This window comes from Flammeovirga sp. SJP92, assembly GCF_001583495.1.
Lineage (GTDB): Bacteria > Bacteroidota > Bacteroidia > Cytophagales > Flammeovirgaceae > Flammeovirga.
The window spans coordinates 552,813-566,621 of record NZ_LQAQ01000061.1; the positions used below are offsets into that span (position 1 = coordinate 552,813).

Below are 13,809 nucleotides of genomic sequence, written 5' to 3' on the forward strand. Positions count from 1 at the left end.
ATATAATTCCTTTTCATCAAATCATTATTGAACTTTTAGGCCAAAACATTCATCTTTATAAAGATACGCTATAATTTTCTGCACCACTTCTTCATAATTTTTTGCTGTATCTAATAAATGAATTGTTTTCAATTCCTGATCCAGAACATAAACTTCCAAATTCTCCGTCCATTCAAATTTCACACCCTGCACCATAAACAGGTCTCTATCATTGATCTTTTTTCTATGGACACTATGGATATCCTTTTGAAAATGATCCCCTTTCGGTGCCACTACTCTCGCTACCACATTTCCTGTCTTTTCATTAGAAAGAACTTCACATGAGCATGTCCCTTGATATTTTTCACTTTCAACATCTGTGACATTGAGTTCTAGAAATTTCCAAGTAGACCCTTTTACAATTAATGTAGAAACAATAAACTCCGTTCCTTTTGACATCACTTTGCCATTTGAAGCATTCATTAAAGTATAATCTAATGTAAAAATAGCTACAGCCGTATTTCTTTGAACTTGAATATCATGTATTTCTAATTGGTAATCTCTTCTGATGTTTTCCTTATACATATTTTCATATAGCGATTGATATTCGCTTTTTGTCATTGTCTCTTTGTACTTTCTTTCATCTAAAGAAACATGAGTAACATTAATTAAAGCTGATTCACTGAAATTATCCATTACAGTTTGTAACTCTGCCATGGGATTTTTGGATTTTCTGTTTTCAACAGCATCTTTAATAATTCTCTCTATATCTTTATTAGTTTGAGCCAATGAACTATGCATTGTGAAAAAACCGAGTATAAATACAAATATAATGTTAGATAATGATCTCATAATGAATAATTTTTTATCGATTGAACGTTTGAATAATAAAGTATACGAGGGCTCTTTCCACATGTTTGTTCTGTTTTCAATTATTCACATGTTTATGTCAGCTCAAATCAAAACCAGGCTTCCATCATTATTAATTTCATAACGTCTATTTTAATAAAGTACTTTCCTTATTTATAGTGAATATTTATTTACTGCTTGTTTTTTAAGAAAACAGGATATATTTTCCATTTTTTCACGATTTCAGATAAGAAATAGATTCTAAACGAAGCGAATTAAGGAAATGAAAGTTTGTATTGCCGAGAAACCAAGTGTAGCAAGAGAAATCGCTAAAATTGTAGGTGCTTCTCAAAAAAAGAACGGGTATTTTGAAGGGAACGGTTATCAAATCACTTGGACTTTTGGTCATTTATGTACTTTAAAGGAGCCACACGATTATGATTCTACTTTAAAAAGGTGGGATTTAGTCACGCTTCCTATTGTTCCTGTGAAATTTGCCATTAAGCTGATTGATAATGACGGCACAAAGCAGCAGTTTAAAATCATTGAAAATCTTGTTACAAATGCCACTGAGGTCATTAACTGTGGTGATGCCGGCCAAGAAGGAGAATTAATACAACGATGGGTGCTTCATCAGGCAAAATGTAAAGTTCCTGTAAAACGTCTCTGGATTTCATCGCTGACAGAAGAAGCTATTCGCAAAGGGTTTCAAAATCTTCAGTCTGAAAAAGAATTTGACTTATTATATGCTGCCGGAAGTGCAAGAGCTATCGGTGATTGGCTGTTAGGAATTAATGCTACACGTTTATATACTATTAAGTATGGAGGCTATAAACAACTGCTTTCTATAGGAAGGGTACAAACCCCTACTCTTGCCTTAATCACAAACCGCTATTTGGAAATTCAGAATTTCAAAAGTGAAAAATACTGGGAACTGAAAACCAAATACAGAGAGGTCACTTTTAGTGCGACTAAGGGAAGATTCGAAAAAGAAGAGGAAGTAAAGGCTACTTTTGAATATATAAAGGATAAAGAGTTTGAAATTGTTTCTTTTAAGAGAAAAGAAGGCAATGAGACACACCCTTATTTATTTGACCTGACCTCTTTGCAGGTGGAGTGCAATAAAAAGTTCAGTTTCTCTGCAGAACAGACTCTCAAAATTGCTCAAAGCCTGTATGAAAAGAAGTTTCTTACTTACCCCCGTGTAGATACTACTTTCCTCCCTAATAACTTATATCCAGAAATTGGTCCTACTTTAAAGGCATTGACAAAGTTTGCTCAGGAAACGGCACCTCTTTTTGGCAAACCTTTCAGAAAAACCAAAAAGGTATTTAATGATCAGAAAGTAACCGATCACCACGCTATTATACCTACTAAAATAGCGGCTAGAGGATTGACAAGTCAGGAAGCGGCCGTATATGATTTAGTGGCTATTCGTTTTATTGCCGCTTTTTACCCAGACTGTAAAGTAGCAAAGACTGAAGTGTTAGGTAAAGTGGAAAAGGTGAATTTCAAAACAACAGGTAGAGAAATCTTAGAACCTGGATGGAGAATACTTTTCAAAAAAGAAGAAGAGGAGGAAAAGAAAAGAAAGAAGAAAAAGGGAGAAGAGGAAGAAGAACAAACTTTACCGACTTTCCAGCAAGGTGAAAAAGGACCTCACAAACCATTCATTAATAATAAGGAGACAAAACCTCCAAAACTTTATACAGAAGCTACGCTACTGAGAGCGATGGAAACTGCCGGTAAAAGCATTGATGATGAAGAGTTAAGAAAAGCAATGAAAGAAAATGGTATTGGGCGTCCTTCCACAAGGGCCAATATTATTGAAACATTGTTTAAAAGAAAATATATAGAGAAGCAAAGAAAGTCATTGGTTCCTACTCAAGCAGGCTTAAGTCTGATACAGACGATTCAAAACGAATTATTAAAATCAGCCGAACTGACGGGTATATGGGAGAAAAAGCTTCGTCAAATTGAAGATGGTGATTATGATATCAATCTTTTTATGAATGAAATTAAAGAGATGGTAACAGAAGTGGTACAAAATGTAAAAATGCGTCGTTCCAATTTCAAAATAGAAACACCTACTTCGTCTTTACCTAAAGTTTCCACTACCGCAAGTAAAAAGAAAGCAGAGAAAAAGGAAATCAACCTGACTTGTCCTAAGTGTAAAACAAGAGAAGTATTGAAAGGGAATGCGGCATATGGTTGTTTGGGATGGAAGAATAAAGAATGTGATTTTCTTATTCCTTTTAAATATGAAAATAAAAAACTTACTGATAAGCAAATACAATCCTTAATTATAAAAGGAAGCACTCCAGAAATTAAAGGTATCAAAATAGAGGGAGCTACTGTCAACGGTATTCTCAAATTAAATGATGAATATAAAATCGTTTTCCAAAAAGTTGAAGAAAAACCGTTAATCTGTCCAAAATGTCAAAAAGGTCAGATTTTAGAGGGAAAAACAGCTTTTGGCTGTGGAAATTGGAAAAATGGGTGTGATTTTAGGGTAAACTATGAGATTTTCGGTAAAAAAATCACAAAAGCACAGTTAAAATCACTAATCCAGAAGGGGTCTACCTCTAAAATCAAGGGTTTTTCAGAAAATCCACACAAAATTTCAGAAGGAAGGTTAAAATTTAACCCTAACTTCTCAATTATAATTACCAATTAACACTTATAAGCTTAATTTTCAACCAACAACCTCAATTAATTATCACTTTCCATTGAAACATCGTTAAAAAAACACCCTGTTTTTTAAAAATTATCTATTTTTTTATAAGAATAGGTCAATTTTTCATGTTAAGATTTGCAAACATAGATCTTTACCTCTACAATTGTATTAGAAATCAAGGGAGACATAACGAAAAGATATCCATCTGAGTAGTCGTTTCCTTTTATAGATGTGAGTGATCCGTTTATTGAGTATCCCTCAATAAGCGGGTGTTTCACTCTCAACGACAGAATTTTAAATACTATCTATAATTTTTAATTTTTGACTGCAATGTTCTCAACAATTCACCTACTTGCCGACGCAACATTGGCAACTGAGGCAGTAACGCAAGCAGTTACTGCAGAACAACTACAAACAGTAAGTTTAACAACGAGTAACGTATGGATGCTAGTTTCTACTATGCTAGTATTTATCATGGCTTTAGGCTTTGCGTGTGTGGAAGCTGGTTTTACTCAAGCTAAAAACACAGTAAATATCCTTTTCAAAAATACTGTGGATTTATCAGTAGGATTAATCTCTTACGCATGGTTCGGATTCAACCTTATGTATCCAGGAGAGTTCAATGGAATTTTCGGTTTCGCAGGATGGGGTTTAACTCCAGATTTATCTCCTAGCTATGCAGGCGGTGCTTACACTTACTGGACAGACTTCTTATTCCAAGCAATGTTCGCTGCAACTTGTGCAACAATCGTTTCAGGTGCTGTAGCAGAAAGAATCAAAATCACTTCTTACTTCATCTTTACTTTCTTCTTAGTAGGATTTATCTACCCTGTACTAGGTTCATGGCACTGGGGTGGCGGATGGTTATCTCAAATGGGATTCTATGACTTCGCCGGTTCTACAGTAGTACACTCAGTTGGTGGATGGGCTGCATTAGCAGGTATCATTGCAATTGGTGCTCGTAAAGGTAAGTATGTAAACGGTAAAGTTGTTGACAAGCCAGGTTCATCAGTTCCGTTAGCAGTAATTGGTGTATTCTTATTATGGTTCGGATGGTTCGGATTCAACGGTGGATCAGTTCTTTCAGCAGACCCTCAATCAATCTCATTAGTATTAGTTACTACAACTTTAGCTGCAGCTGCAGGTGGTGTTGGTGGCTGGATCGGTGGCTACATCATGTTTAAGCGTTATGACTTAGGTATGGTATTGAACGGTATCTTAGCTGGTTTAGTAGGTATTACTGCTGGTGCTGACCAAATGTCTCCAAACGAAGCTATCCTAATCGGTATCGTATGTGGTATTGTAGTAGTATTCTCTGCTGTTACAATGGACAAGTTCAAGCTTGATGACTGTGTTGGTGCAGTTTCAGTTCACTTAACTTGTGGTATCATCGGTACATTAGCAATTGGTGTTTTAGGTGCAAAAGCAGGTATGGATCAATTCGTTACACAATTAATCGGTGTGGCAGCATACGGTGCGGTAGCATTCACTTCATCATTAGCAATCTTCTACGGATTGAAATTTACAGTTGGCGTAAGAGTATCTGAAGAGCATGAATCTGAAGGTCTTGACAGTCATGAGCACGGTATCCGTGGTTATACTATCACTTTCGACAACTAAGACATAAACATTAAGGAGGGAGTTCAACTTCCCTCCTTCCCTTCAAGATATTGTATACGCAACCCGTTAGTTCCGTTACAATTATTATTCACCTCACTTATATTATACCTCATTACTCCAACAGGTAATGACATTTAAAATCAAGTATTTACATTTTGTGTGCATTGTATTTACTTCAAAAAATTTATTATTCACCTCTATAATTTTTCTACAATGAAGACTAAATTATTCTCTTTGATCGCTCCTCTAATGGTAGCAGGTTCAATGGCTTTTGCTCAAGATAACTATGACAACGCTGAAGTTCAAGCAACAGAAACTACCGAGGAAGCAACTGAAGAAGAAGCTGATAAATTATCTATTTCAGGTTCAGTAGATTTATACTACAACTATGACTTTGCTGGATTACAAAGTCCAAACATTCCTGTATCATTCAATGAAGCTCAAAATTCAATTGGGTTAGGTATGGCAAATGTTATTCTATCACAGTCTCTAGGTAAAGCATCATTTGTGGCTGATTTATCTTTCGGTCCAAGAAGTAATGGTTCAATTGGTGACGGAAACTTCCACATCCAAAACTTATATGCTTCATACCAATTAAGCGAAAAACTTTCAGCTACAGCTGGTTTCATGGGTACATTTGTTGGTTATGAAGTAATTTCTCCAACAGGTAACTTCAACTACTCTACTTCTTACTTATTCTCGAATGGTCCTTTCCAAAATGCTGGTTTAAAGTTTGATTATTCTTTCTCAGACAAAGTAGCATTAATGTTAGGTGTATTCACTAACGAGTGGGATTCATACAGTGCATCTCCAGAATTAGGTATGAGTGGTTTAGGTGCTCAATTATATGTTGCTCCAGCTGACGGTTTAGATTTATACTTCAATGGTTTCTACTCTTCAACAAGAACTGTTGTTGATTTAACAGCAGGTTACCAAATCTCTGACGAGTTCTACTTAGGATTAAACGCAGCTTGGGCTGACAAGTCTGATGCTTACACAGATGCAAGCGAAGGATTTTACGCTGATCAATTATACACAGGTGTAGCAACTTACTTACAATATGCATTCTCTGAGACATTTGCTTTAGGTGCTCGTTATGAGTATTTCAAAGACAATGCTAAAGTATATGACTCAGAAGCAAAAAATTCAAGCACTGACAACTTTGTAGCTGTTAACGCATTCACTTTATCAGGAAACATTGCATTAGGTCCATTAATGGTAATTCCAGAATTAAGAATGGATTCTGCTGATATGGATATCTTCTCTAACAGTGACAACGAAGCAACTGGTTCAGCTACTCAAGGTACTTTAGCAGTTGTATATGCATTCTAGTAATTAATTATTATAGATACATAAATAGAAGCCGGTGCGAATTTTCGCATCGGCTTTCTTTTTTACCCTATCTCCTATAAAAAACACCCTAACCCACAAAATTTACAATTACATTTCAAACAAATAGGGTAATTTTATAATCACATATCCCTAAAAACTTACTTTTTAAACTGCAAAAAGATATTTTTTAAAGAAATTTCACCTTCAATCAAAATCTTCAAAAATTCACAGTGTTTTTTAAAAAAATCATTAATTAGCACCTACTTAGATTAGAATTTACCCATAAATTCAATTTTTTCTTGATTTTTTTAAAAATCGGAGTGATATTTACACCGTAAACAAATTATAACGACTTCTGCTAATGAACAAACTTCCTAACCTACTATTAGCGTTATTTAGAGCGTTCTAGCAATAGTTTTTTAATCTCACATTACAATGACAAATCTTCGTTTTAACGCCCTTGAGACAGCTTCAGCTAGAACAGCAAAAGAAGTTGAAGCACCGTCTAACAAAATCTCAGATTATTTTGGCGAGGACTGTTTCGGTCTTCCTCAAATGAAAGCTGCACTTGCTCCAGCTATCTACAAGAAAGTAGAATCTGCAGTAAAGTATGGTACTAAAATCGACGAAGCTACTGCTGACGCTGTTGCATCTGCAGTAATGACATGGGCCGTTTCTAAAGGTGTTACACACCACACTCACTGGTTCCAACCACTAACTGGATCTTCTGCAGAGAAGCACGACTCTTTCTTTGATTACACAAAAGGTATTGAAACTTTCAAAGGTTCAACACTTACTCAACAAGAGCCAGATGCCTCTTCATTCCCTAACGGCGGTATCCGTGCAACAAACCAAGCACGTGGTTATACTGGTTGGGATCCTTCATCACCAATCTTCATTACAAACAAAACGCTTTGTATCCCTACTATCTTCGTTTCTTACACTGGAGATACATTGGATTACAAAACTCCTTTGTTAAAAGCACAAGAAGCTATTAACAAAGCGACAATTGATGTTTGTCAATATTTCGAAGAAGGTGTTACAAGTATTTCTGCTTCATTAGGTTGTGAGCAAGAGTACTTCCTAGTAGACAAAGCTTTCTACGCTGCACGTCCTGACTTATACATTGCAGGTCGTACTTTATTTGGTGCTAAGCCTCCTCACGGACAGCAATTAGATGACCACTACTTCGGTTCTATTGCTCCACGTGTTGCAGCATTCATGAAAGACTTTGAATTACAATGTCATAAATTAGGAATTCCTGTAACTACACGTCACAATGAGGTAGCTCCAGGTCAATTCGAAGCAGCTCCATTATACGAAGAAATCAACACAGCTGTAGATCACAACTTGTTGATGATGGATGTTATGGAACAAGTTGCTAGTGAGCATAACTTAGCTGTTTTACTTCACGAGAAGCCTTTCGCTAACTTGAACGGTTCTGGTAAGCACAACAACTGGTCATTAATCACTAATAAAGGACGTAACTTATTCCAACCGGAAGGTTCTTTATATTTCTTAACGTTCTTAGTTAACACTATCAAAGCAGTTCACGTTTATGGTGACTTAATGAGAGCGTCAATTGCTTCAGCGGGTAACGATCACCGTTTAGGTGCAAACGAAGCTCCTCCAGCAATCATGTCAGTATTCTTAGGTTCTACTTTGACTGACTTCTTAAACGAAGTTACTGAGTCTGGTAAACTTGTTTATGCTGAAGGTGGCGATGAGTTCATCGAATTAGGTATCGACAAGATCCCTGGTCTTAAGTTAGACAACACTGACCGTAACAGAACTTCACCATTTGCATTTACTGGTAACAAGTTCGAATTCCGTGCAGTAGGTTCTACTCAAAACACTGCAACTCCAATGACAGTGTTGAACTTAATCGTAGCTGAGCAATTAACTCAATTCAAAGCTTCAGTTGACGCTGCTATCGCTGGCGGTAAAGACAAAGAAGCTGCGATCCGTGAGATCTTAGTTCAATACATCAAAGAATCTGAAGCTATTCGTTTCGAAGGTGACGGTTACTCTCAAGAGTGGGTTGACGAAGCAGAGTCAAGAGGTCTTTCTAATGTAAAAGATACTCCTCGTGCTCTTGATTTCTTCATTGCTGAAGAAGCAAAAGAAATCTTCGCTAAGCACAACGTATTCAGCGAAAGAGAAATCGAAGCTCGTCACGATGTATGGTCAGAGATCTACTCTACTAAGATCGATATCGAGTCTAAAGCAATGGAGGAAATCGTACTTAACAAAGTAATTCCTGCTGCTGCTAACTATGTTTCTACATTAGCTGACTCGGCAGCTAAATTAAAAGACCTTGGTTTAGATGCTTCTGCAATCACTACTACTATTTCTGAAGTAACTGGTTTCATGAAGACTGCTAAAGAAGGTGTTGCAGCAATGGTAATCGAGCGTGATAGAGTTCTTGAAATCGAGGACACTAATGCTCAAGCTGTTGAGTTCTGCGATAGCATCAAGCACAAATACTTCGACACAATCCGTGAAGCAGTAGATCGTCTTGAGTTATTCGTTGATGACGCTCAGTGGCCATTACCGAAATACTCTGAAATGTTATTCCTTAAGTAATTAGGGATTTAATATAATGTGGGATGTTTATACAGCTCGTGACCCTTTCTAGGGTCATGAGCCCACTTTTTCCCACTGAATCTAAGCGATTTATAAAATAAATCGCTTTTTATATGCAAAAAGGCTTGTGTTATTAAAAATAAACCTGCTATATTTGCATCGCATTAAAACGGCGATCGTAGCTCAGTTGGTTAGAGCACCGGTTTGTGGTTCCGGGGGCCGTGGGTTCGAATCCCATCGTTCGCCCAACAGTTTTAGCACTTTCAAGCAATTGGAAGTGCTTTTTTTATGTCTAAGCTTTCGCTTTCCCTCTATTTTTCAACCATTCAAAAATGATTGGAAAATGATCTTGCACCGCTTCCTTGGCTGTACAGATATTCACATGATCATAATCTAAAGCATAGCCGTTCTCTTTTGAAAGCAACATAAATTTATCTTCAGGATTATTTACTTCTTTCATTAATCGCTTCACATCTTTCTGATGCCCTAAGTAATATTCCTTTTTTCCCGTCATATATAAAGTAGGAGGAATATTTTTAGCCTTCTTAAATGCGGTGAGGTAATCAAATTTATCACTCGGGTCAATCCATTCATCAGTAGCATACACCCACTTCTTACAATCTTCATATATCCCTCTGGATTCGTTTTCCTGCCCTATCCCCATTTTTTTCACCGGAAAGTAACCATAGATCTTTGTCATCAACTGTGCAACGACACTCCACACAAAATCCACCTCAAACCTTTTCTTAAAAGAATCCACCACAATACTTCTTTTAGTGGCCAACAAACACATTGAAGCTATGTTTAACTGCTGATGCCTTGCAATATGAGCCAGCATCCAAACTCCACCCCACGAGTGAGCCACAATATGTATTGGCACATCCCAACGGTGGTGACTTCTAATCTCATGCAATAATGTCGGTATTTCTTCTTCTATGGCATGAATTTGCTTGTTTTTACTTTGCCTAGAAACTGCAGGCGTGCTATTTCCTCTTCCTCTAAAATCAGGCACAAAGACATCAAAGCCTTTTTCGGCAAGAAATGGTGCTAATCCTTTATCACTTAATGAATAAAAGATCCTTCCGCTCTCCATACTTCCATGGATCATAAGGATGGCTTCTTTTGCTGTAGTTTGTGTATACCTTTTAACGAAAAGCTGATCGTCTTTTACAGGAACGTATAGATTTTCTGAGATGAATTGATAGTCTGTGGTTGAATGCATGTTGTTTATATTGGATTATACCATTCTGTATATTGGTGAAAATATTTATTATAAACAAGACAAGCCGGTCAGATTAATCATTACATCTCATATATTTTATCAACATTTATATTCGTTATTGTATTAATGCTAAGGACTAAAGAAATTGGATATTTCAGAGTTCATTCATTCCACCAAATCATTGTAGCCAAACTATTTTTGAATTTCGATAATAAAGAAAAAATGGTTTGTAGAAAGGCAACCTGATTTTGAATCCCTGAAATATAATTCCAATGGCTATGAATAGAAATCATCTGTATCAAAAAGACAATAACTGATTGCTTGCATCACTTAAGAAAAATAGTTTTCAATATAACCTACTGGGTAGTTCTGAAAATTATGGAGAAGGGAAATACAAAATACAGACAAAGATAAAATTCACATTATTCGTAGTGATAAATCAACAGAGTCATTTAAAAATAACAAACCAGACAAGAAGAATACGAGAAGAACAAAGGGTTAGTAACAGGATATTAATTGAGCAACCTTCAATAAGTCTCTTAAAGAAGGTTTAATATTGCATTAGACCTTCTTTTTTATTTTAAAAGTAAAGATGTAATCGTACATTTGCCTATCAATAATAAGTCTAAATAAAACTCCATATAGGCAAATGGGTATAACAAGCAGTTTAGTGAGTATAGATCGCCTACCTTTAGGTAAGATTGGAATCATTTCAGAATTTAAAGACAAAGTCATCGGCAGCAGACTTATTGAATTAGGGCTTTACCCCGGTAAACCTGTTTCAGTAATTCGAAAAGCTCCATTTAAAGGTGCATTATATATAAAATCTGAGAATCAATCTTTCGCAATTGGGCATCAGGAAGCTAAAACCGTTTTAACGACTACCTTGGAGAAATAACATATATGAACACTAACAAACTTCAAATTGCTCTGTTAGGTAATCCTAATGTGGGTAAATCATCCGTTTTCAATCAACTTACCGGCCTTAGACAAAAAGTGGGTAACTTCCCTGGGGTCACGGTTGATAAAAAAGTGGGTTCAACTACCTTGAGGAAAGGGCAGGATGCTACTGTTATTGACTTTCCTGGTACCTATAGTTTATACCCTACTTCCTCAGATGAAAAAGTAGTGCTGAATACATTTGCGAATCCTAATTCAAAGGATTACCCAAATGTCATTATTTATATTGCTGATATCACTAATTTAGAAAGACATCTACTGCTGTTGACTCAAGTGCAGGAATTGAATATCCCTGTTGTGCTTGGGCTAAACATGAGTGATATTGCAGTAAAAAAAGGACAACAAACAGATGTTGATCAGCTTTCTAAAAAATTGAATGTCCCTGTCATTTCTATCAATGGTAGAACTGGAGAAGGAATTGAATTATTGAAAAAAGCGGTTCTTGAGGTTACAAAACAGCCTGTTTCAACTGCAGAGGCATATGCTTTCCAAAAAAATGAAGCTGAAAAACTTGTAATCAAAGAGATTTTACAAAGTGAATCTATTGACAACCCTTATCAAGCTTCACTTTGGGCACATCATGTGGATGATCTTTCATTTTTAAAAGCTGAAACGAAACAAAACATCAATACAATCAGGGCAAATCATGATTATAATGATATGCGTTTTCAGATTGATGAAACACTGCAACGTTATAATTTTATCAGCCCATTAGTTCAAAATGTTGTGAAGGAGAATCATCAGCTGAACGCTTCTTCTTTAACTGATAAAATTGACAAGATCATTACTCACAAAGTATTTGGTCCTATTATTTTCTTTGCATTGCTACTGCTTGTTTTCCAATCGATTTTTTCTTGGGCTTCAGCTCCTATGGATTGGATTGATGGTGGAATTGCTAACCTTGGAGAATACCTTAAAGAAATCTTACCTTCAGGGTGGGCTACAGATTTACTTTTAGATGGTGTTCTTGCAGGCTTAGGCGGTGTTTTAGTTTTCGTACCTCAAATCACCATTCTATTCTTCCTGATTTCACTAATGGAAGAATCTGGTTATATGTCTCGTGCCGTTTATATGTTTGACCGCATGATGATGAAATTTGGTATGAGTGGACGATCAATCATTTCCTTGATTTCAGGAGGTGCCTGTGCTATTCCTGCTGTGATGGCTACTAGAGCTATTAGCAACTGGAAAGAAAGAATGATTACCATTATGGTGACTCCTTTGATTTCTTGTTCAGCAAGGATCCCTGTATATGCCATTTTGGTCGCTTTTGCAGTTCCTAACGAATCAGTTTGGGGAATTTTCAGTCTTCAGGGACTTGCGTTTATGGGCTTATACCTATTAGGCATTGTAGCCACATTAGGAGCTGGAATGATCTTTAAATTGATATTAAAATCAGATGCACCTTCTTTCATGGCAATGGAATTACCAAGTTATAAAATGCCATATTGGAAGAATGTAGCACTGACTGTTAGTGAAAAAGTAAGTACTTTTGTCACTGAGGCCGGAAAAGTAATTATTGTAATTTCCATTATTTTATGGGCAATGGCAACATACGGTCCTGGTAATTCTATTGAAGAAGCTGCTACAAAAGCAGAAGTTGAATTACAAGATATGAACTTAGACGAAGTTGCATCTGCTGATTACATTGCATCTAAAGAATTAGAAGCCTCTTATGTTGGAATTTTAGGGAAAACAATCGAACCAATTTTCGAACCTTTAGGCTTTGACTGGAAAATCAGTATCGCTTTAGTAACTTCATTTGCTGCAAGAGAGGTCTTTGTGGGTACAATGGCTACTATTTATAGTGTGGGTTCTGCAGAAGATGACATTACACCTTTAAGAGAAAAACTTACTTCATCTGTAAATCCAGTAACAGGAGAACATGAATTCACAAAAGCAACCGCTTATTCTTTAATGATATTTTATGTTTTTGCTATGCAATGTATGGCTACATTAGCTGTAGTAAAAAGAGAAACAAAAGGTTGGAGATGGCCTTTCATTCAGTTTGCTTACATGAGTGCACTTGCTTACTTTGGAGCATTGATCACCTACAACATATTTTAATCGATATTAAAAGAATTAAGAGTGATGAGATCTTAAAATCATCACTCTTAATTTTTCACTTCTGATTACTTTACCTCAGCGTAACCAAATAATACGCTATACTGCTTACACCACACCAAAACATATTTATTCTTAGTGTAATCTACCCCAGCAGGTATATTATAAGTTTGCTCTCCAGTAGTGCTTTTCATCAATCCCAAATCAATAAAGCCATCACCATTCAGCTCTTGAGCAAGGTAAATATATAAATCTGGGCCAGAATCTGATTTGAAATCATCATGCAACTTCAACACATTATTCTCAATTGTTGCTCCTCCAGAAGTTGGGTGTGCACTTCCTTTGAAAGTTCCCATTAATGCAGTACCGCTTTGATCATTAGAAGTGGTATCTGTTACAGTAGTGTCTAATGTTGACAAATCTAAAGGTGTGGGCTCCTCATTTTTTGAACAAGAAAAAATGAATAGACACCCAAGAATAATAGAAATAAGAGTTACTTTTTTCATAGTACGGAACAATT

The 13,809-nt window shown here is 36.2% G+C and carries 9 protein-coding genes and 1 tRNA gene; 7 read left to right on the forward strand and 3 right to left on the reverse strand.

Going from position 1 to position 13,809, the window contains the following annotated elements:
• Nucleotides 1–24: 24 nt before the first annotated feature.
• Nucleotides 25–831 (reverse strand): hypothetical protein, encoded by an 807-nt coding sequence (locus AVL50_RS14975; RefSeq protein ID WP_157491341.1) that lies wholly within the window; start codon nucleotides 829–831, stop codon nucleotides 25–27.
• A 280-nt stretch (nucleotides 832–1,111) separates the two neighbouring features.
• Here AVL50_RS14975 and AVL50_RS14980 point away from each other — a divergent pair, with 280 nt between their 5' ends.
• The 5 genes from AVL50_RS14980 (at nucleotide 1,112) to AVL50_RS15000 (ending at nucleotide 9,289) form a co-directional block, all read left to right on the forward strand.
• Entirely contained in the window at nucleotides 1,112–3,505 is a 2,394-nt protein-coding gene (locus tag AVL50_RS14980) for a type IA DNA topoisomerase (protein WP_062617292.1), read from the forward strand.
• A gap of 330 nt (nucleotides 3,506–3,835) precedes the next feature.
• Nucleotides 3,836–5,125, forward strand: a complete 1,290-nt coding sequence (locus tag AVL50_RS14985; protein ID WP_062617293.1) for an ammonium transporter — start codon at nucleotides 3,836–3,838, stop codon at nucleotides 5,123–5,125.
• Between the two features lie 213 nt (nucleotides 5,126–5,338).
• Nucleotides 5,339–6,457 carry an outer membrane beta-barrel protein gene (locus tag AVL50_RS14990; RefSeq protein WP_253764288.1) on the forward strand — a complete coding sequence of 373 codons (1,119 nt, stop codon included), beginning with the start codon at nucleotides 5,339–5,341 and terminating at the stop codon, nucleotides 6,455–6,457.
• Nucleotides 6,458–6,892: 435 nt separating this feature from the next.
• On the forward strand, nucleotides 6,893–9,043 hold the full coding sequence (locus AVL50_RS14995; RefSeq protein ID WP_062617294.1) for a glutamine synthetase III: 2,151 nt from the start codon (nucleotides 6,893–6,895) through the stop codon (nucleotides 9,041–9,043).
• Between the two features lie 172 nt (nucleotides 9,044–9,215).
• Nucleotides 9,216–9,289, forward strand: a tRNA-His gene (locus AVL50_RS15000).
• A 46-nt stretch (nucleotides 9,290–9,335) separates the two neighbouring features.
• Here AVL50_RS15000 and AVL50_RS15005 read toward each other — a convergent pair.
• Nucleotides 9,336–10,265 (reverse strand): alpha/beta fold hydrolase, encoded by a 930-nt coding sequence (locus tag AVL50_RS15005; protein WP_062617295.1) that lies wholly within the window; start codon nucleotides 10,263–10,265, stop codon nucleotides 9,336–9,338.
• Between the two features lie 649 nt (nucleotides 10,266–10,914).
• Between AVL50_RS15005 and AVL50_RS15010 the strand changes: the two genes are divergently transcribed.
• Both AVL50_RS15010 and feoB read left to right on the forward strand, forming a co-directional pair.
• Entirely contained in the window at nucleotides 10,915–11,163 is a 249-nt protein-coding gene (locus AVL50_RS15010) for a FeoA family protein (RefSeq protein WP_062617296.1), read from the forward strand.
• A gap of 5 nt (nucleotides 11,164–11,168) precedes the next feature.
• Nucleotides 11,169–13,292, forward strand: a complete 2,124-nt coding sequence (feoB, locus tag AVL50_RS15015) for a ferrous iron transport protein B (protein ID WP_062617297.1) — start codon at nucleotides 11,169–11,171, stop codon at nucleotides 13,290–13,292.
• A gap of 65 nt (nucleotides 13,293–13,357) precedes the next feature.
• Here the strand turns inward: feoB and AVL50_RS15020 are convergent, their stop codons facing one another.
• Nucleotides 13,358–13,795, reverse strand: a complete 438-nt coding sequence (locus tag AVL50_RS15020) for a DM13 domain-containing protein (protein WP_062617298.1) — start codon at nucleotides 13,793–13,795, stop codon at nucleotides 13,358–13,360.
• Nucleotides 13,796–13,809: the final 14 nt, after the last annotated feature.

Excerpts from the sequence above, each read along its gene's own strand:
- AVL50_RS14980 (WP_062617292.1), top strand. The coding sequence starts at position 1,112 with ATGAAAGTTTGTATTGCCGAGAAACCAAGTGTAGCAAGAGAAATCGCT.
- feoB (WP_062617297.1), top strand. The coding sequence starts at position 11,169 with ATGAACACTAACAAACTTCAAATTGCTCTGTTAGGTAATCCTAATGTG.
- AVL50_RS15020 (WP_062617298.1), bottom strand. The coding sequence starts at position 13,795 with ATGAAAAAAGTAACTCTTATTTCTATTATTCTTGGGTGTCTATTCATT.
- AVL50_RS14975 (WP_157491341.1), bottom strand. The coding sequence starts at position 831 with ATGAGATCATTATCTAACATTATATTTGTATTTATACTCGGTTTTTTC.
- AVL50_RS14995 (WP_062617294.1), top strand. The coding sequence starts at position 6,893 with ATGACAAATCTTCGTTTTAACGCCCTTGAGACAGCTTCAGCTAGAACA.
- AVL50_RS15005 (WP_062617295.1), bottom strand. The coding sequence starts at position 10,265 with ATGCATTCAACCACAGACTATCAATTCATCTCAGAAAATCTATACGTT.
- AVL50_RS15010 (WP_062617296.1), top strand. The coding sequence starts at position 10,915 with ATGGGTATAACAAGCAGTTTAGTGAGTATAGATCGCCTACCTTTAGGT.
- AVL50_RS14985 (WP_062617293.1), top strand. The coding sequence starts at position 3,836 with ATGTTCTCAACAATTCACCTACTTGCCGACGCAACATTGGCAACTGAG.
- AVL50_RS14990 (WP_253764288.1), top strand. The coding sequence starts at position 5,339 with ATGAAGACTAAATTATTCTCTTTGATCGCTCCTCTAATGGTAGCAGGT.